We start from the raw sequence: 21,117 nt of genomic DNA, 5'->3' as shown, positions 1-21,117 counted from the left end.
GCCCATACCGGTTCCCTTTGGAGTGGAGAATAACGGATTCGAACCGTTGACCCCCTGCTTGCAAAGCAGGTGCTCTAGCCAGCTGAGCTAATCCCCCGGAAAAAAGAAAGAAGTAGTCCCAGGCAGACTTGAACTGCCGACCTCCACATTATCAGTGTGGCGCTCTGACCAACTGAGCTATAGGACTGGGTCGGAAGAAAGCGATGCGGGCTTTCCTGCCGGACTTCCTCTTCTCTTGTTTCATGAAACAGAGCGCAGTGAGTACGGGAAGAAGAAACGGACCGGGCCGTCCCCGGGACCGTCATGATGCCCCGAGACGTCCCGCACGAAGGCGGGAACGGGAGCGTCCTCTCCAGAAAGGAGGTGTTCCAGCCGCACCTTCCGGTACGGCTACCTTGTTACGACTTAGCCCCAATCACCAGTTTTGCCCTAGGCCGATCCTCGCGGTCACGGACTTCAGGCACCCCCGGCTTTCATGGCTTGACGGGCGGTGTGTACAAGGCCCGGGAACGTATTCACCGCGCCGTGGCTGATGCGCGATTACTAGCGAATCCAGCTTCGTGGGGTCGGGTTGCAGACCCCAGTCCGAACTGAGACCGGTTTTCAAGATTAGATGCGGCTCGCGCCGCACCGGCGCTCTGTGCCGGCCATTGTAACACGTGTGTAGCCCCGGACGTAAGGGCCGTGCTGATTTGACGTCATCCCCGCCTTCCTCGCACCTTGCGGCGGCAGTGTCCCCGGAGTGCCCGGCATCACCCGATGGCAACTGGGGAGAGGGGTTGCGCTCGTTATGGCACTTAAGCCGACACCTCACGGCACGAGCTGACGACAACCATGCAGCACCTTCGCAGGAGTCCCGAAGGACCTCAACATCTCTGTATCGTTCTCCTGCAATTCAAGCCCGGGTAAGGTTCCTCGCGTATCATCGAATTAAACCACATGTTCCTCCGCTTGTGCGGGCCCCCGTCAATTCCTTTGAGTTTCACCGTTGCCGGCGTACTCCCCAGGTGGGATGCTTAACGCTTTCGCTTGGCCGCCGGCGCAAGGCGCCGACAGCGGGCATCCATCGTTTACCGTGCGGACTACCAGGGTATCTAATCCTGTTCGATACCCGCACCTTCGAGCTTCAGCGTCAGTTGCGCTCCCGCCGGCTGCCTTCGCAATCGGGGTTCTTCGTCATATCTAAGCATTTCACCGCTACACGACGAATTCCGCCGGCGTTGCGCGTACTCAAGGGAACCAGTATGCGCTGCAAGTCAGACGTTGGGCGCCTACATTTCACAACACACTTAATCCCCGGCCTACGCTCCCTTTAAACCCAATAAATCCGGATAACGCCCGGACCTTCCGTATTACCGCGGCTGCTGGCACGGAATTAGCCGGTCCTTATTCATGCGGTACCTGCAAAAAGGGACGCGTCCCTCACTTTATCCCCGCATAAAAGCAGTTTACAACCCGTAGGGCCGTCATCCTGCACGCTACTTGGCTGGTTCAGGCTTCCGCCCATTGACCAATATTCCTCACTGCTGCCTCCCGTAGGAGTTTGGACCGTGTCTCAGTTCCAATGTGGGGGACCTTCCTCTCAGAACCCCTACTGATCGTCGCCTTGGTGGGCCGTCGCCCCGCCAACTAGCTAATCAGACGCATCCCCCTCCGTTACCGACGGATCTTTGCTTCGAATCTGATGCCGTCATCGAAGAACATGCGGTATTAGTCTGCCTTTCGGCAGGTTATCCCGCAGTAACGGGAAGGTTGGATACGCGTTACTCACCCGTGCGCCGGTCGACGTCCATTCAGTGCAAGCACCCAATGCCGTTTCCCCTCGACTTGCATGTGTTAAGCCTGTAGCCAGCGTTCATCCTGAGCCAGGATCAAACTCTCCACTGTAAAATATGTGTCGGTGACAGGTGACGGGTGGCAGGTGATAATGAATACCACGCTAACCCGGCACCTCACCGAGTGATCTCTGTTCCAGAACGCTCATCCTCAAGAATTCAGGGTCCAAAGAACGACCGCGCCCCCGCTACGCAGGGACGCAAAAACTGATCGGTTCGTTTCTTCTACCCGTCCGGACGGCACGGATGCCCTCCGGACGCTTCCTGTACTACTTTCTCTGTCTATGTAAATCCTTTCAAAGAACTCTTTCCTTTCGTCGCTTCCGAAAACCCGCCGGACGGCTCGTCTCGCAAAGCGTGTGCAAAGGTATGGAGAAAATTCTTTCCAGCCAAATGTTTCGAGAATTATTTTCCAAAAAAATATGTTTCCCCTTCTTTTGAAGAGGCATAAGGAGATTCCACCTTATATTATATATAGCCAATATCTGCCGGACACATAGACACGAGCGGCAGAGCCGCTGGGTACGAGTAAGAATTATTCCCGGAAAACAAGCCGACGAGGGTGCTTTTCATCGGGAGTACCCGATAAAAGCTGACTGACAACCGGCTGTAAACGAAATACAGGAAGCCGACTATCCCGGCAATTATTACCAAGGAGCGGGGCGTCAACACAGCTGGCGTTCACCGACAGCACGATAAGTGCCGGGCATCAACACATCTGCAAAGAAGGCCGGTTCACTGCAGTCGCTATGCCTGTATGCAAGACGCAGACAACTTACATAAGAGATGTTTACCGGACAGCACTGGTTGAAAACAGTACAGACCGACAAGTGCCTGACACCGCTTATCGTTTCTATAAGATGACTGTTTTCTGACATTAATGCAAAAAACCTGACAGGCTGACAGACAAATGCGGTAGCAAGGGGCTGTGTCAGAAATTCTTATAGCGGCTAAACTACAGGAACAGACGCCCTCGTCTGTCCCTACGGTATCGGTATGTGACACACTTTCGGCTCAGACCGGCAGCATTCATTCATAACAGTACGGTTTCCTTCCACAATAATAATTTCCAGGACCAGTCTGATTAAAAAATTATAGTATCATCTTCTGCAAAGAAAGTATTATCAATATAGAAAAATAATGCTTACTTTTGCAGCAGATTGGTCAACGGCTGCAACGATACCAAAAGATGAGATTAAGATAACTAATGTAAACTAAATCCTATTATCGATGAGAAAGAAAACAGCATGTTTCCTTGCCGCCATGCTTTTTACAACGAGCATGTATGCAATGAAAGAAATCACCGGAGAATTCCAGCCTTGGGATGGAAACAGTGTCGTCAACGGCAACACTCTCAATTTTCTCGGTGACTGGAATGGAATGACTTTCAAGTTCTTTGATGACGAGGGCTGCGTGTATGAAGGCGGTCTTGACTTGTCCGGATATGATGTAATCGTCCTCAAAATGTCGGATACCTCCTGTATGTTTAAAATGAAGGTAGAGTACACCGATGGCACCAAGCAACAGGACTCATGGGGAACGGAAGCGGCCGCACAGCCCGGCGCGTTAATAGCTGCCGTCCCCTTAAACTCTGCCCATAAAGACATGGTAAAGGACTTCTTCATCCAAAATGCGAAATATCCAGGCACCATAACCATAGACAAGATCTATGCATGTACCAGTGCAGAGTATGCCCAGCTGCTGGCCGAAAACAAAGCCGCTAAATTCAACCTCACTCTGAAGAAAATAGAAGAAGGAGGAGGTTCTTCATACAATCCCGACACACATACGATAACCATAGAAAGCGACGGTTCCCACAGAGGATGGTACTTTGACAGCGAATACAGAGACTTTTCCGCCTTTAAGAGCTTCGTCGCAGACTTCCAAACGTCTTCCGCAGGAGAATTATGTGTTGAATATGATGACAACACCAGTACATCAGCTCCCTTTGAGGCAGGTACGCCAAACGTCTCCGTGACCTTGGGCTCCGGAAAAAACAAACTCCGCCAAGTCTACGTGAAAGGAAACGCAGGCGCAACTTATGTTCTGAAAGAGGCTTATTTTTCTTCAGAAGGTCCTGCAACAGGCATTTCCGGCTATCAAAGTGTACAGAACGATCAGGGTACGGAATACTATTCTTTAGATGGAAAACGCCAGACCGTTCCCAGACGCGGTATCATGATCCAGAAGAAAAACGGAGTCACGAAGAAAATTGCAAGATAGTATTCACCTGTGGTGACGACATCCATGCAAAGGCCAGGAGGCTTCACTCTCCGCACAAGTCCTTTTATGTCATGGAATGGTCCTGCTGTTATCCAATATCGTAACTGAGGCAAGATCGAGAGACAAACTGCCGGACCTTGGTTATGACAAGGGTGTTTCTTGCCTTTCATGCAGAAATTTAATTGACATTCTGCTGCTGGAAAACAGAACACGCAAGGTTGCCGCATTCCGTCGTCCCCATCCTCTTTAAATATAACATATTACTTGAAAACAGAATGAAAAAAATCGTTTTAATAATCTTTCTGTCTATTGTGACCAAGGTATGTGCTGCCATGGGCCCAACAGATTCTACTTCTATCAGGAACATCGCTTTAAGCAAGCATATTGAGGTTTCCGCATCATCCTGGGTCAATCAGAACGAGGCTCCGGAGAAAGCCTGTGACGGAGATAAAAACACGAAGTGGTGCGACAACAAGTCGGAGGACAAGTGGCTGATGTATGACCTGCAGCTGGAATACAATATAAAGAAAATCGGACTGATCTGGGAGCACTGGGATCCGAACAACATATTCAAGGTACAGACCAGCCGGGACGGGCAGAACTGGACGGACTGCATCAACGAGACATCCAACACACAGGCGGAACGGAACTATGACATAGACTGCAGGCAGGTGCGGTTCGTCCGTTTCCTGGTACCCGCTTCAGCCAAGGACGATGCCGTCCGGCTGATGGAGTTCCAGGTGTGGGTACAGGGAAAAGGCATGACATCCAGAGCAGGGGCCGTATCCAAATACGGAGCGATGGTAAAGCCCGAATTCCTCTATATGGAAGGCAAGAAGAAAGTCTACTCACTTGTGCCGTTTGTCGACACGAAAGTAGGCGTGATAGACGACAAGGGAAGCAACTGCGTCATCGGTCCGCAGTTGCCTTTCGCCTCCATCAATCCCTCACCGCAGACACCTGAAGGCGAACATGACGGCTATGCCCCCGGACAGCCTATCCGTGGTTTCGGACAGTTGCACGTCAGCGGGACGGGATGGGGTAAATATGGTCACTTCCTTGTCTCGCCGCAGATCGGCTTGAAGGTGGGTGAAACAGAGCACGACTCGCCTGCTGCGGATGAAGTCACCATGCCCAACTACTATAAGGCGACGCTCACCCGGTACGGCATAACGGCCGAGGTGACACCGGCAGAACACGCAGCCATCTACCGCTTCACGTTTCCAGAATCGGACAATGCCAGCATTGCCATGGACGTGACCCACAGTCTGACGCGCGACATTGCCAAATTCATCGGCGGCTCCGTACGCTCCAACACGGTTGCCATCGACCCTGCTTCGCCCGGCAGGTTCTCAGGCATGATAGAGTATGAGGGCGGCTTCAGCGGTGGTTACTACAAGCTATACTTCTCCGCCGAACTGAGCAAGAGGCCGGCCTCTTTCGGTGTATGGAAGAACGGCAGCCTGCAGAACGGCGTATGCGAGGCTGTCCTTACCAGCGGAAACGACCGCATCGGAAGCTACTTTACTTACAAGACGAAGAAAGGCGAAGCCATATACATGAAGATAGCCATCTCGTTCAAGAGCATCGAACAGGCGCGGAAGTACCTGGCAAAAGAGATTCCCGCATGGGATTTCGCCGCCGTACAGAAGAACGGTCTCAGAAGATGGAACTCCATCCTGAGCGACATCGTCGTCAGCGAAGGTCCGGCCACGCGCATGAAGATGTTCTATTCCGCCCTCTATCACAGTCTGCTCATGCCGCGCAACCGCACGAATGATTTTCCCGGCTTTGAAAACATGGAGCTTTGGGACGACCATTTTGCCGTATGGGACACATGGCGGACGCTGTTTCCCCTGCTCACCATCATCGAGCCCGATGTCGTTTCGCGTAACGTGCAGTCTTTTATCAACCGCCTGAAAGTGAACGGAAAGGTGAAAGACGCCTATATCGCAGGCAACGACATGGCCGAGGAGCAGGGCGGCAACGACGTGGACAATATCGTTGCTGACGCCATCCTCAAGGACCTCAAGGGCTTTGACCGTAACGAAGCATACCGATACCTCAAGTTCAGCGCCGACCATGAACGCCGTGCAGCCCCCCTGATGATAGGCGAACCGGGGCTGGAACAGAACGACTCCCTCTTCTACAGAAAGCACGGATGGCTTCCCGGCGGTGTCATGGCACAGTCGACTGCGCTGGAATACTCCTACAATGACTTCTGCGTGGCCGAAGCAGCCAGGAAACTGGGACACACATGTGACTACAAGAAGTATCTGGACCGTTCGCACCAATGGGTCAATATGTGGAATCCAGACCTTGAGAGCAGGGGCTTCAAGGGCTTTATCTGTCCGAAGACCATAGACGGCAAGTGGATTCCCATTGACGCGACCTACTTCTGGGGTTCGTGGAAACGTTACTTCTACGAGGCCGATGCCTGGACTTACTCGTTCTTCATGCCACATGACATCGACAGGCTCGTCGAGCTGTGTGGAGGGAAGGAAGCCTTCGCGAAGAAGCTGGACTACGGATTCAGGAACAGCCTGCTGGAGCTTGCCAACGAACCGTCTTTCCTTGCTACGCGTCTCTTCAACCACGTAGGCCGGATGGACCTCACCTGCTACTGGGTGAATTACGTAATGGAAAACCTCTTCGGCGAATACTCCATGCCGGGCAACGATGACAGCGGTGCCATGTCGTCCTGGTGGCTTTTCTCCGCAATGGGCTTCTTCCCCAATGCCGGACAGAACATCTACTATCTCAATTCCCCGATATTCAAGGAAGTCACCATACAGCGTCCTTCAGGAAACATCGTCGTAAGTGCTCCCAACCACACAGACAAGACGTTCTACATCCAGTCGGTCAAGGTGAACGGAAAGGAATGTCCTGATGGAATCATGAACTATGACGACATCAGGAACGGTGGAAGGATAGATTATATATTGAAGAAATGAACCAGTGATTAACAATTAAAAAACATAACAGATTATGAAGAATGTTTTGTCAGCTTTGAGCTTTATGCTCGTATTGGGGACTTCCGCCGTTTTCGGGCAGGAAGCAGGAGGAAGACTTTCCCTGAAGGCTTCCAAGTCATTGATGCCTGCCAACAGCAAGGTGACGTTCGAGGTGGTAGGACAGGCCCCGTCGACCTCCTACAAATACAAGTGGATACTGCCCAAGCAGGCCAGGAAGCTGTCAGAGCGAGGCAGCAAGGTCATCCTGAAGATTGAGGATGAAGGCAGCTACACCGTCAAGGTGGACGTGTCCAGCAATGACGAGCGTGACGACGTGGAACTGAAGTCCAATATCGAAGTGTCCAACACGAAGAAGATGGAGCTCCTCAGCGTCGGGAAGAAAGTCGTCTCCTGCACCGGCAATGTGGGGACAGAGAAGCCCGACTGGCTTTTCGACGGGACGGCAAGTCCTGACAACTACAGCAAGAAATGGTGTGAGGAGAACCGCAAGGAGCACGAGGTCGTAGTCGACCTGGGCCAGGAGTGTGAACTTTACCGCATGAGGCTCTATGACTGCAAGACCAAAGAGCCCGACTATGACAACGTGCAGAATTTCAAACTCTTCGTAAGTGAGAACGGACAGGACTGGACCCTGGCCTTCAGCGATACCGGCAATGACGACAGCGTCAAGGACGTGAGCTTCGCACCGGCAAAGGGCCGGTATGTCAGGTTCGTCGCCTATGACCCTTCAAGGGACTTCACCATCCGTCTCTGGGAACTTGAGCTTTACGGCGTGAAGCTGTAGGCCGTCTTGCCACTCATCAATACGAACATCCATGCTAAGAACCAGATTCTATATCATCCTTTCGGTCTTGATGTCGGTCCTCCCGCTGTCCGGTGCATCCCAGCCGATATCGCCCTATGATGCCGTCAATCCTTTTATCGGAACGGGAAATGAGGGGAACTGTTACCCGGGGGCACAGGCTCCTTTCGGGATGATTTCCATCAGTCCGAACAATCCTTTCGACAAAAAAGAAGATGTGGCCTCCCGCCCGGGATACAAGTATTCCCGCACTGAAATCAACGGCTTCGGAATGACACATTTCAGCGGTGTCGGCTGCCATGCCATGCAGGACCTTCAGTTCCTTCCGGTCACTGGAAGTCTGGACAGGACACCGGTCGGCGACCGGTTCGCCTACCGTTCGAAGTTCTCCCATGAGCACGAGACGGCCAAGCCGGGCTATTATGCGGTATCGCTACCTGACTACCAGGTAGATACGAAGTTCACCGCCATGCCTCATTCCGCCATCGGAGAGTTCGCCTTCAAGAGCGCGGATGACGCCCATTGTGTCTTCATGCCGACGAACAGTGCCAACGGAATCGGTGCCGGCGAACTGCATATCGAGACCAGTTCAATGACCGTGACAGGATGGGTCTCTACAGGAGGCTTCTGCTGGAGAGACCCTCACGACCGGCCTTACAGGGTCTATTTCGTGGCGAAGTTCAATGCCCGTTTCTCTGACTACGGTACATGGAAAGGACGTGAGAAGTTTCCCCGGCAGTCGAACGTGGCAGGTGACGACATTGCCGCATTCGTTTCTTTCGGCAACCGGAAGGACAGGCCGGTGAAGATGAAGATGGCGATTTCCTATGTGAGCATAGACAATGCCCGCCAGAACCTGAACGCAGAGATCAGCTGCTGGGACTTCGACGGTGTCCACAGCACCGTACAGGATGAATGGACCGACTATCTTTCACGGATGACCGTGGAAGGCGGTACGGAGGCTGAGCGGAAGACCTTTTATACAGCAGTCTACCATAACCTGCTGCATCCTAACATCTATAATGACGTGAACGGGGCATACATGGGATTCGACGACAAGGTACACCAGGTAGAGCCGGGTAGGAAACAATATGCCAACTTCTCCCTCTGGGACACCTATCGTACAAGTTCTTTCCTTCAGGCCCTGCTGGCACCGAAGGAGTCGTCAGACATGATACAGTCGCTCCTCCACGATGCTGAACAGGGCGGCGCCTATCCCAACTGGAGCATGAACAATGTGGAGTATGGCGTGATGAACGGTTATTCCACGTTCCCGTTCATAGCAGCCATGTATGCCATGGGAGCGCGCGACTTCGACCTCCAGGCTTCGAAGGACATGATGAAGAAGGTCTCCACGTCCTATCTGAAGTGCAAGGGCTACCAGGGATGGGTCTGTCTGGACGATTACATGCGCTATGGCTACGTGCCTGTTGACAGACATGGGCACGGTGCTTCCATGACGCTGGAATACTGTATTGACGACTTCTCCATTGCGCAGATCTGCAAGGCTGCCGGCGACTCCTCTGCTTACAGCTATTACATGGACCGTGCGCAGAACTTTGAAAACATCTTCGACAAAGAGACCCGCCTCTTCCGCCCCAGGAAACAGGACGGGAGTTTTCTCTCTCCATTCACGGAAACAGGGACCGACGGCTATAACGAGGGGAATGCGATACAGTACTTCTGGAGCGTCCCCCACAACATGGATGCCGTCATCAGCCTGGCAGGCGGCCGGAAATTCGTTGAAGACCGTCTTGATGCCTTTACCTCTAAAATCAACCGTGGCTGGGCACCCGACCAGCCTTATTACTGGCTGGGCAATGAACCGTGTTTCGGAAGTGCATTCGTCTACAACTATCTTGGCAAGCCGTGGAAGTCGCAGCTTCTGGTAAGGAAAGTGCTGTCTTCTTTCAACGACACCCCCGACGGCCTTCCAGGCGACGATGATGCCGGAGCGATGTCGGCCCTCTATGTCTTCTCGGCAATAGGGCTGTACCCGTGCATTCCCGGCATCGGTGGATTTACGGTAACAGGACCTCTGTTCGACAGGGTCCAGATAAGGACCGGAAAAGGCAAGGTGCTGGCCATCACGGCACAGAACGCCCCGACCGTCAATCCTTATATCCAGAGTGTGCGCTTCAACAAAAAGGATGTGACTTCAACATGGATTCCCTGGCACCAGTTAGAGAATGGCGGCGTACTGGACTTCGTCATGGGAAATATGCCCGACAGACACTGGGGGACCGGAAGCAACGCTGCACCGCCATCCTTCTATTAATCCTCAAGTAAACAATTAATCCTCAAGTAAACAATCTAAGTTTCTATTTAAAAATTTCTGTCTAAAGCATCCGGATTTTATCAGGCAGTCAGCCTCATTGCAAACAAGGCCTGATTGCGATGCAAACAAGGCCTGATTGCAGTGCAACTAACGCCTACTTGGAACGCAACTAAGCACCTTTCGGAACAGTGGCAAGGGCCGTACTGTCCTTCCGCTTATAACCTGTTGTTTTCCAGCATGATACATAAATCCGGGATGCAAGTGAACAATCAAACGATTCTATCATTATGAGAAGACTCTTATTTATTCTAATGGTGCTGTGCTTCCTGCCCCTGACAGGCTTCGCACAGAGCCGTCAGGTCACGGGAAAGATACTGAACACAAAGAACGAACCCGTGATCGGAGCTGTCATCAAAATCAAGGACAAGGTCGCCGGCATTACAGATATCGACGGCAACTATTCCGTCAAGGCAGCTCCCGAAGACATTCTGAACATTACCAGCATGGGTATGCTTGGCAAGAAGATAAAGGTGGGCAACCACTCGACGCTCAATGTCGTCTTGGAAGAGAGTGCAGAGAACATGGACGAGGTCGTCGTCGTCGGATACGGTTCGATGAAGAAGCGCGACCTGTCAGGAGCAGTGGCCAAAATCGGCGGTGACGAACTGATGAACGGTACCAGCTCCAACAGCTTCAACCAGGCGCTGCAGGGCAAGCTCGCCGGCGTGACCGTCAACCAGACGGACGGTGCGCCGGGCGGCGCCATCAGCATCAACGTGCGCGGTGCCAATTCGTTCACGACCAGCACGCAGCCTCTTTACATCGTCGATGGCATCCCGTTCGAGACGGCATCCACGCCAACGAGCAAGGCCACCGACGGCAGCCAGATGAACATGAATGCACTTGCGTCCATCAACCCGCATGACATCGAGTCGATCGAAGTTCTGAAGGACGCTTCCGCCACGGCGATCTACGGCTCGCGTGGTGCCAACGGCGTGGTGCTGATTACGACGAAGAAAGGCCATGAAGGGCGGGGCAAGATAGAGTTCACCTCCAACTTCGGAATGTCCACAGTGCTGAAGAAGATAGATGTCCTGGATCCTTATACTTATGCGAAGTACGTCAACGAACAGGAACTCAATGCGAGAATCTACAACGGGAAGATAAGCGGCGGACTCCCTTACGAAGGAATCTGGAAGTACCGTGAATCGAACGGGCAGATCATTCCCGGTTCGGGCACCTATAATCCCTCCCCGGAAGACTTCCTGAATCCGGGGCTGCGTGAAGATCAGTATGGCAACAAGACGATGGTGCGGGGCACCAACTGGCAGGACGAAATCTACCGTACGGCCTTTTCGCAGGAATACAACCTGAACGTATCGGGAAACGACAACAACGGATGGTGGTCCTTCTCGGGCAACTACATGAACCAGACAGGTGTCATCAGGAGTTCGGGCTATGAGAGATACGTCCTGCACATGAACATCGGCAGACGCGTAAAAGACTGGCTGGAGCTTGGCATGTCCATGAACTATACCAACGCCACGACCGATTTTGCGAAATCGAGCAACGAGGTAGGTGTCATCCGGTCGGCCATCATTTTCCCGGCCACCTATGCTCCGGACGTGAGCGTCTACGAGTCGGACAAGCTGAACTGGCTGGCCTCCAATCCGCTGGTGTACCTCAACAACTCCAAGGACCAGCAGAAGACAAGCAACTTCTTCAGCTCTTCTTATCTGGAGGCCAGACTGACCGGTTACCTGAAGTTCCGCCAGAATCTGGGACTGGGCTACTCGAGCAACAGCCGGGGAAGTTACTACGACCGGCATACCGCCGAGGGAAAATACCCGAAGAACGGCAGTGCCGGACAGAGTGACAGCTGGTGGAAGAGCCTCACGTCTGAATCGCTGCTCACCTTTGACAAGTCGTTCGGACAGCATTCGCTGAATGCCGTCCTGGGCTTCACCTATGAAATAGCAGACTTCGGATCCAAGTCAATGTCCGCCTATAACTTCCCCACGGATGCGACATGGGATTACAACATGGGGTTCGGACTGAACTACAATGCCCCTGAAAGCGACCGGGGACAGCAGAAGCTGATGTCACTCCTGGGACGTGTGAATTACTCTTTCGGCGGCGGCAGGTACATTGCCACGGCTTCGCTGCGCCGTGACGGGTCCAGCAAGTTCTCACAGTCCAACAACAAGATCGGGCATTTCGCTTCAGGTGCCTTTGCATGGAGACTGTCAGAAGAACCGTTTATCAAGCGGCTGAACGTGTTCGACAACCTGAAGCTCCGCCTCAGCTACGGACAGACAGGAAACCAGGGCATCGGTGCCTATCAGGCACAGCTCTACATGGTGGCAGCCAACTATCCGTATAACGGAACCATGACGAGCGGCTTCTCGGAAGTACTGTGGCGCGGCGCACTGAACAAGAATCTGAAATGGGAGACGACCGACCAGTACAACATCGGTCTGGACGCATCCGTCCTCTCCGGGCGGGTAAACATCACGGCCGACCTGTACTGGAAGAAGACACGTGACCTGCTGCAGAGTACGGCGATACCGTCAAGCAATGGATTCACGAATATGTGGTCGAACGAGGGTTATGTCACGAACAAGGGCCTGGAACTGAGCGGCAAGTTCTACGCCGTCAGGACAAAGGACTTCAACTGGGACATCGATGCCAACATCGCTTTCAACAAGAACGCTGTAGGAGGCCTGGAGTCCGACCGCTTCTCGGAGCGCATATCCGCTGCCATGACACAGGTCTTCATCCAGCGGAACGGATATCCCATCGGTACGATCTACGGTTTCGTCGAGGACGGATTCTATGACAATGAGGCAGAAGCCAGGATGAACAAGGAGTATGCCGGCATGTCCTCGGCAGACATCAAGCGTCTTGCCATCGGCGAGATCAAATACAAAGACCTGAACCATGACGGTGTCATCAACGACAACGACCGTACGGTCATCGGCAACGTGAACCCGGACTTCACCTTCGGCATCACCAACAGTTTCCGGTGGAAGAACTTCACGATGAGTTTCTTCCTGCAGGGATCCGTCGGCAACGACCTTCTCAACGCCAATCTCCGTGACGTCCGGCTGGATGACATCGGCAACATCCCCGTCAGCGCATACAACTCCCGCTGGACGGAAGACAATGCCGTCGGTGCAAGATGGCCCAAGAACGTCTCTACACGGAACCGTGACATGAAGATTTCAGACCGTTACGTAGAAGACGCTTCGTATCTGCGGATGAAGAACATCAGCCTCGGTTATAACTTCAAGCCCCGCTGGAAGGGATTTTCCAACATCTATGTCTATGCAAATGCGACCAACCTGTTTACCATTACAGGCTACAGCTGGTCGGATCCGGATGTCAACGCCTTCGGATGGGATGCCTCCCGTCGCGGAGTCGACTACTACTGTTATCCAAGCTCCCGGAGTTTTTCCATCGGCTTCAAGATTGACTATTAACGCATAATTTATTATAAAATGAGCAACAGATATATCAAGCATACGGCATCCACCCTCTTCTGTGGACTGCTTTCACTGGCCTTGGCGGCATGCGCCGAGGCGTTGGATGAAAAGAGTTTTTCTTTCGTCAATGAAGAGACAATCCCCGACTCCGACGAAGGGGCACAGCAGTGGGTGACAGGGGCATACAGTGCCCTGACCTATGAAGTCTACCGCTGGGACGCCTTCCCACACGTCCTGGACTTCGACTGTGATTACATGACGGGGCCGGACTGGGCCTTCGGCAAGTTCGGATCAGGCAATTTCCAGGACGATGACCATGCACAGCAGATGTGGGAGAAGATGTACAACGTCATCCACCGCTGCAACCTGGGAATCGAACACGTCGAGCCGATGACGGGCGCTTCGGCTGAAGCAAGGGACAACGCCCTGGGAGAGTTGTATCTCCTGAAAGCCTATTCCTATTTCCTCCTCGTGCGTGCTTTCGGGCCGCTCCCCATCCGTGACCACACGATCAATTCAGGCAAGGTGGACATCCAGCAGCCCCGCCAGCCGGTAGACTCCGTGTACAACTATATTGTAGGAATGCTGAAGAAGAGCGAACAGCTGTCCTACAAGAACACAGACCGGAAGTTCATCCTGGGACACGGGTCGGCAGGAGCGGCAGCCTCGCTGCTGGCAAAGGTCTACCTGACAATGGCATCCGGCGCTGTTCCCACAGGAGAGAAAGTCATCGTCCGTGGAGGCAAGGCTTTCCAGATGGTCAATGGAGAAAAGGTCTATACCAGCCCTGTCGCCATAGAACATGAGAAGACACAACTCGCCGGTTATGAGAAGATTGACAGCAAGAAGTATTTCACGCTTGCCCGCGACAAGGCCAAGGAGGTCATGGACGGGAAGTACGGCGACTATGGCCTGTTAGACTACGACGGCCTCTGGGCGATAGCCAACCGCAACAAGACCGAACACATCTGGAGTCTCCAGACGATTTCAGACAATGCCATCTATGGTGTCTCTTTCGGAAAGGGGTATGTCGGCCTGCTGAACACTGACGGTTCCGTTGACGGACTGCACCATGGAATGCGCGATCACTGGTACAAGCTGTTCGAGCCGCAGGACTACAGGATAACGAAGGGGGTCATGCACCGCTGGCAGCGTTACTTCGACGTCCAGTATCGGGTAGCCTCCTATTATCCCAACAATGAAGAGTGGAAGAAAAAGGCCCAGGGCTACCAGAATGCAGCAGGACAGTGGGTAGGGCCTGTGGAGCCGTTCAATGACGGACTTTCCTACAACAGCAAGAACGACAACAACTACCTGGCTTATCTGAACAAGTACACCTATGTTACTGACCGTACAAAAGAGCGTACGGACATCTACTACCCTTTCCTGCGCTTTGCCGACGTGCTGCTCATCTACGCCGAAGCTGCCAACGAGGTTAACGGCGGTCCCACGCAGGAGGCTCTGGATGCCTTGAACAAGGTGCGCATCCGCAGCAACGCAACACCGAAGACGCTCTCCGGGGCGGGGAACATCAACGACAAGGTGAAATTCCGTTCCGCAGTCCTGGAGGAGAGAGCCATGGAATTTGCCGAGGAAGGCGACCGTCGCTGGGATCTGATCAGATGGGGAATCTATCTGCCGGTAATGAACGCCATCGGCGGCACGGACGAGGTGGACATTCTGAAGACCCGTACCGAGAAGCATCTTCTCTTCCCTATCCCCAACTCGGAGGTAGGCGTGAACAAGTACATCAAAGAAAACAACAAGGGATGGTAAGCTCCGTCCTTATGAAAAAAAAGTTATGACACACATGAAGATTATCAATCAGATATCCTATGCGGCACTGACAGTACTGGTGCTGCTGTTGTCCGCCTGCCAGAAGGACATAGTCGATCACCCTGATGGCGACGACTTCTCTTCCGACGGTGCGCCGAAGATTGAGAAGATAACTCCCGCCGACCAGCTCGAAACCTCCATCACACAGGGAGAGATGGGACAGTGGCTTGCCATCCAGGGAGACAACCTGGCACAGGTGAAGGCCATCCTCTTCAATGACGTAAATGTCGACCTGAAGAAGATCTATGCGGTCCGCAGAAGAATAAACGTGGCCATCCCCGCCGAGGCTCCGACGAAGCTGACCAACACGATTACCGTACAGACCGAACAGGGCGAGGTGACCTACCCCTTTACGATTCTTTTCCCCGAGCTCGTGGTAAACGGATTTGAAAACGAGTTTGCCGCAGCCGGCACCGACGCTGTCGTTACAGGCCGGTTCTTCGACCTTTACGGTCTCTCCGGCGAGTCCGCCTCCATAACCATCGACGGCAATCCGCTGAAGGTCGTGGAAAAGAGCGACACCCGGCTCGTCTTCACCATCCCCGAAGGGACTGCCGAAGGAGCAGAGGTCGTACTGAACAGTCCGAAGATGAAAACACCTTACAGGCTGAAGTTCCGCGACCGGGGCGTACCCTTCTTCGCCAGCTATGAGAAGAGCTATCTCTTCGGACAAGGCTTCCTGTGGACCGACCAGGGCTATTTCACCGACGGAACGCAGGAGGGCGACCCCGTATCTCCTATCGGGGGATCTTTCTTCCGCCGCAGGAACACATACGGCGCATGGAACTGGGACACGCTGATAGCCGGTCACTTCGACCTTGCGGATGCGGATGTCGCCGCCCATACGGAGAACTACAATGTGAAGTTTGAAGTATGGACCCCGAAAACCAATCCACTCTCCACTGGCGATTTCATCTTCTGGAGCACGCAAAGCAATGACAAGATGAAGCTTCGCTGGAATCCCGCTTCAGGCGGTTCTTCATTCAACACGAACGGAGAATGGCGTACGATAACCCTCGACGCAAAGACCTGGTTCCAGAGCAACGATGGCAAGAACACGCTGAAAACAGGAAGCAATGACTTGACAATCGTCTACCAGCCGCAGAATGCACTGGATGCTGACTTTGCACTGACCAACTTCCGGTTCGTAAAAAAATAAGGGAGAGCCATGGCAGGGGCTATCGTCCACTGCAAGACTTTCATACCAGAGAAAAGGTCTGGAGCCGCTGCCTTCCGGCAGAGACTCCAGACCTTTACCGTCAACAGACGACCACGCCCCGAAGCGGGAAACAACCGTACCGCCCGGGGCAGACTACAGGAAACAATCTGCTGTCTTATAACCGCATTCCAGGTAAGGCCCGATTGGAAGCCAGACAAGGCCTGATTGAAAGCCAGGTAAGGCTTACTTGGAACGCAACTAAGCACCTTTTGCTTTCGCAATCGTATCTGTCTGATTACAAACGGATTGCTTTTACATTACTATGACATCCAGAGCGGCCGGCGGATACGGGTACGGTCGTCATCGATGCAATCCGGTGAATGAGCCAAGTGATCGTCTTTCAATCCACCCGACAGCCTCCACGGGCCAATGGACAGCAGGCGGGAGCAGACTGCGGACAGTCCGGTCCGTTATCCCTCCCTGACGAAATCAAGCGCCTCCCGGACTTCCTCCCCAGATACCGTCTGGTCGATGCGGACATCGCCTATCCCGGCCAGAAGCGTGACATTGATTTCATTGCCACGGTTCTTCTTGTCATGGTGCATCAGTTCTATCAGCTCCGGATAATCATTGCAGGTAAAGGGTAAGGACCCGTAATAAGCACGGATGAAACCGACGGTCTGCCTCAGCCGGTCAGCCGGGAATCCCTTCAATGCGGCCGACAGGTAAAGTTCCGCCATCAGTCCGAAGGCAACCGCATATCCGTGGAGAACAGGCTTGCGCTTCAACGACCAGGCCTCAAAAGCATGGCCGAAAGTATGTCCGAGGTTCAGTGCCTTTCTGATGCCCGTCTCATGCGGGTCTTCCTCCACGATACGTTCCTTCACCCTGACACTCTTCCCGATCATCGTGGAAAGCTGCGCAAGGTCAGGCTGCGCAAGGTCGAAGTCTGCCAGCTCTGCCCACATCGCCTCGTCTGCGATCAGCCCATGCTTCAGCATCTCAGCATATCCACTGCGGATATTCTCCTCATCCAGCGTCTTGAGCCATCCGGTATCAAGGAGCACAAAGCTGGCATCGCTGAACACACCGATTTCATTCTTCAGTCCACCGAAGTTGACACCGGTCTTCCCGCCCACGCTGGCATCCACCATGGCGAGGAGCGTCGTCGGAACATTGATGAAGTTGATTCCACGTTTGAAAGTCGAGGCGGCGAATCCTCCGAGGTCGGTCACCATTCCTCCTCCCAGGTTGATCAGCAGCGAATGCCGCGTCGCACCGCCCTCCTGCAATGCCTTCCACACTTCTATGAGCGTCTCGACGGTCTTGCAGCTGTCCGTCGCCCCGACCGTAATGAGGCGTGCGCCTTTCAGGCTGAAACAGTCCTTGATACGTTCCCAGCATTTCACGCGCGTCGTCTCATCGACAAGTACAAAAGTCCTGTCGTGTTCACACTCCGATATGGCCGCCGCCAGATCTCTTCTGAACAAATCCGATATGATTACATTCTGTCCCATAAGCATTCTCCCATTTAATATCCAGACAAAAATAAGACATTCTCATTACGGAATGACGAAATAGCACGCATATTTCACACACTTTAATACAGCAAGGGCTGCTATTGCGCAGAAAGGGCCGTCGGTGTGCAGGATTGGAGAACGGACAGAACGATGAGAGGTAATGAGAGGAGAAAGACCGAGGGAATGCGGACAGGTCGAAAGCGGGCAGCCTGCTATTTGCCGTTACTTTTCACTTCGGCTGCCTGCGCCTCCTTGTTCGCTTCCATGGCATTCTTCTTCCGGTGGTACTGCATCACCTTCTTGCCGAAGAGGGCAGCCATGGAGTCGGCCGAGAGGAAGCGCATGGAGCCGGAGTCGAAGCCGACGGAATCCTGCGGAATACGGTGTCCCTGCTCATCAACCGTATCTTTGTAGATATATAGCCTTCCGTTGAAAATATGCCAGCTGGTATAGACGGTCACCTTCGGATATTCCACCGGGCTCTCGTCCTCCAGCGAATTGGACTTGAGGATATAGCCTACAGGAGATGCCTGGTTATAGCTCTTCAGCGTAAACCCATACTCCCGGGGAATGAACAGCGCAGCCTTCATGGAGTCGCTCATCTCCGCCATGATTTCATCTTCCGACTTCGTCGGATTCGGCTTCAGCTTCGGTATGACCTGGAACGTCCACGTCCCTTTCATCTGTTCAAGGTCGATGACCATCTCCGCCTCATACGGGTCGATAGGGTTCGGTACGATCGCCAGTTCGTCCCCGATTTCAGGCGTACCGTACACCTTGCCGTTGCGCTTGGCCGTAACGATGTCGAACTTTACCGGGTCTCCCCCCTCGTTCGGCAGAAGGACAATCACCGAATCGGAGCATCCGTCACACGCCAGACCGTATCGGGTACTGTCGCCTTTCAACTGCGTCTCCACGTCAATAGCGCCTTGGTCGCCCGTCGTAGCCTGATTGTAACAGGCCGTAAGGAGCAACAGGAACAGACTTACAAGGGGAAAAGACAATTTCTTCATGCGTTTACTTTTAGACTGCAAATTTACATAAAAACTGTGATTTACAAATCAGTTGGAGAAAGAAAGTGTTTTTCCCTTATAGGAAAGATAGTCAATTATTGCAAAAAATATTAGCTGTCAGTCGTTTTTTGGAAAAAATTATCTAATTTTGCAGGTCGGATTGCAGTCGGCAATCCCTTCATTTAGATAACAACAGAAATCATATATGGGAAAGAAAATTCAGTTCAGTCTCATTTACCGAGACATGTGGCAGAGCTCCGGCAAGTTCCAGCCACGCAAGGATCAGTTGGTACGTATTGCGCCTGTCTTCATCGAGATGGGCTGTTTCGCACGTGTAGAAACAAACGGCGGCGCCTTCGAGCAGGTGAACCTCCTCGCCGGCGAGAATCCCAACGAGTCCGTCCGTGCCTACACCAGGATCCTGCACGAGGCCGGCATCAAGACCCATATGCTCGACCGCGGTCTGAATGCCCTCCGTATGTATCCTGTTCCTGACGACGTGCGTGCAATGATGTACCGTGTGAAGCACGCGCAAGGCGTGGACATCACCCGTCTTTTCGACGGTCTGAACGACATCCGCAACATCGCCCCGGCACTGAAGTGGGCGAAGGAGGGCGGCATGACACCGCAGGGTACGCTCTGCATCACCACCTCCCCTATCCACACCATCGAATACTACTGCAAGCTGGCCGACGAGGAGATTGCCGCCGGTGCAGAAGAACTCTGCCTGAAGGACATGGCCGGTATCGGCCAGCCGGTCTTCCTCGGCGAACTGACACGCCGCATCAAGGAGAAGCATCCGGACATTCTCCTGGAGTACCACGGGCACTCCGGTCCCGGTCTTTCCATGGCCTCCATGCTGGAGGTTGCCAAGAACGGCATCGACATTCTCGATGTTGCCATCGAGCCGCTGTCATGGGGCAAGGTCCATCCGGACGTCATCTCCGTACAGAGCATGCTGAAGAATGCCGGCTTCGACGTTCCGGACATCAACATGGACGCCTACATGAAGGCACGCGCCATGACCCAGGAGTTCATCGATGAGTGGCTCGGCTACTTCATCAACCCACAGAACAAGTACATGAGCTCGCTGCTGCTTACCTGCGGTCTGCCGGGCGGCATGATGGGATCGATGATGGCCGACCTCGGCGGCATCCGCACGACAATCAACAATCTCCGCAGGAAGAAGGGCGAGCCGGAGCTTTCCGTAGACGATATGCTCATCAAGCTGTTCGACGAGGTGGCATACGTTTGGCCGCGCGTCGGCTACCCTCCATTGGTGACACCCTTCTCGCAATATACCAAGAACATCGCCCTGATGAACCTCCTTACCCTCGAACAGGGCAAGGGCCGTTTCGTCATGATGGACGATTCCATGTGGGGCATGATTCTCGGCAAGAGCGGACGTGTGCCCGGAGAAATCTGCCAGGAGCTGAAAGATCTTGCCAAGCAGAAAGGCCTCGAGTTCACCGATGCCGACCCGCACACCCTGCTTCCCAACGCACTCGACGACTTCCGCAAGGAAATGGACGAGAACGGATGGGACTACGGTCAGGACGATGAGGAACTCTTCGAGCTGGCCATGCACCCGGAACAGTACCGCAACTACAAGAGCGGACAGGCCAAGAAGAACTTCCTTGCCGACCTGCAGGCCGCCAAGGATGCCAAGCTCGGTGCCAAGGTCAGCCCGGAGGAGGTGGCAGCCTTCAAGCATGCCAAGGCCGATGCCATCGTCGCACCGGTCAAGGGACAGCTCTTCTGGGAGTTCCAGGGCGACGGCGAAGCTGCCCCGGCAGTCGAGCCGTTCATCGGTAAGGAGTACAAGGAGGGTGACGTATTCTGTTACATCCAGGCTCCCTGGGGCGAGTTCGTCACCGTCCCTGCCGCCCTCGGCGGCAAGCTGGTTGAAATCAATGCCAAGCAGGGGGCCAAGGTGGGCAAGGGCGATGTCATCGCCTACATCGAGCGCACACACGAAGCATAAAGACTTG

General features: G+C 53.6%; 10 protein-coding genes, 2 tRNA genes and 1 rRNA gene. 8 read left to right on the top strand and 5 right to left on the bottom strand.

Translation table 11 applies throughout. The features are described from left to right. Positions 1-23 precede the first annotated feature (23 nt). The 3 genes from DYH27_RS10515 to DYH27_RS10505 all read right to left on the bottom strand — a co-directional run bounded on the left by DYH27_RS10515 (position 24) and on the right by DYH27_RS10505 (position 1,887). Positions 24-97, bottom strand: a tRNA-Ala gene (locus DYH27_RS10515). A 16-nt stretch (positions 98-113) separates the two neighbouring features. Then, a tRNA-Ile gene (locus tag DYH27_RS10510) sits at positions 114-187 on the bottom strand. 169 nt (positions 188-356) lie between these two features. Then, positions 357-1,887: ribosomal RNA gene (locus tag DYH27_RS10505) — 16S ribosomal RNA — on the bottom strand. A gap of 1,178 nt (positions 1,888-3,065) precedes the next feature. Between DYH27_RS10505 and DYH27_RS10495 the strand changes: the two genes are divergently transcribed. The 7 genes from DYH27_RS10495 to DYH27_RS10465 all read left to right on the top strand — a co-directional run bounded on the left by DYH27_RS10495 (position 3,066) and on the right by DYH27_RS10465 (position 16,593). After that, a complete protein-coding gene (locus DYH27_RS10495; protein ID WP_025067265.1) occupies positions 3,066-4,058 on the top strand; it encodes a hypothetical protein in 993 nt (330 codons plus the stop codon). A 332-nt stretch (positions 4,059-4,390) separates the two neighbouring features. Then, positions 4,391-7,012, top strand: a complete 2,622-nt coding sequence (locus tag DYH27_RS10490; protein ID WP_029754995.1) for a GH92 family glycosyl hydrolase — start codon at positions 4,391-4,393, stop codon at positions 7,010-7,012. Between the two features lie 34 nt (positions 7,013-7,046). Continuing rightward, complete coding sequence (locus DYH27_RS10485) at positions 7,047-7,817, top strand: discoidin domain-containing protein (protein WP_025067264.1); 771 nt, start codon at positions 7,047-7,049, stop codon at positions 7,815-7,817. Between the two features lie 31 nt (positions 7,818-7,848). Next, positions 7,849-10,113 (top strand): GH92 family glycosyl hydrolase, encoded by a 2,265-nt coding sequence (locus DYH27_RS10480; protein WP_025067263.1) that lies wholly within the window; start codon positions 7,849-7,851, stop codon positions 10,111-10,113. Positions 10,114-10,400: 287 nt separating this feature from the next. After that, positions 10,401-13,595 (top strand): SusC/RagA family TonB-linked outer membrane protein, encoded by a 3,195-nt coding sequence (locus DYH27_RS10475; RefSeq protein ID WP_029216550.1) that lies wholly within the window; start codon positions 10,401-10,403, stop codon positions 13,593-13,595. An 18-nt stretch (positions 13,596-13,613) separates the two neighbouring features. Further along, positions 13,614-15,374, top strand: a complete 1,761-nt coding sequence (locus DYH27_RS10470; RefSeq protein WP_025067262.1) for a RagB/SusD family nutrient uptake outer membrane protein — start codon at positions 13,614-13,616, stop codon at positions 15,372-15,374. 25 nt (positions 15,375-15,399) lie between these two features. Then, positions 15,400-16,593 carry a glycan-binding surface protein gene (locus DYH27_RS10465; protein ID WP_004353744.1) on the top strand — a complete coding sequence of 398 codons (1,194 nt, stop codon included), beginning with the start codon at positions 15,400-15,402 and terminating at the stop codon, positions 16,591-16,593. A gap of 470 nt (positions 16,594-17,063) precedes the next feature. Here DYH27_RS10465 and aroB read toward each other — a convergent pair whose 3' ends face one another. After that, positions 17,064-18,110, bottom strand: coding sequence for a 3-dehydroquinate synthase (gene aroB, locus DYH27_RS10460; protein ID WP_025067260.1), 1,047 nt, complete (start codon positions 18,108-18,110; stop codon positions 17,064-17,066). A 215-nt stretch (positions 18,111-18,325) separates the two neighbouring features. Beyond that, positions 18,326-19,126: a hypothetical protein gene (locus DYH27_RS10455; RefSeq protein WP_004353740.1), complete on the bottom strand. Its 801-nt coding sequence runs from the start codon at positions 19,124-19,126 to the stop codon at positions 18,326-18,328. 205 nt (positions 19,127-19,331) lie between these two features. On the opposite strand from DYH27_RS10455, the gene DYH27_RS10450 reads away from it, so the two are divergent. After that, positions 19,332-21,110, top strand: coding sequence for a biotin/lipoyl-binding protein (locus DYH27_RS10450; RefSeq protein ID WP_025067259.1), 1,779 nt, complete (start codon positions 19,332-19,334; stop codon positions 21,108-21,110). Positions 21,111-21,117 lie beyond the last annotated feature (7 nt).

The organism is Prevotella denticola (assembly GCF_900454835.1).
GTDB classification, from domain to species: domain Bacteria; phylum Bacteroidota; class Bacteroidia; order Bacteroidales; family Bacteroidaceae; genus Prevotella; species Prevotella denticola.
The sequence above is the reverse complement of the archived record's forward strand: the minus strand, read 5'-3'. Positions and strand labels throughout refer to the sequence as shown.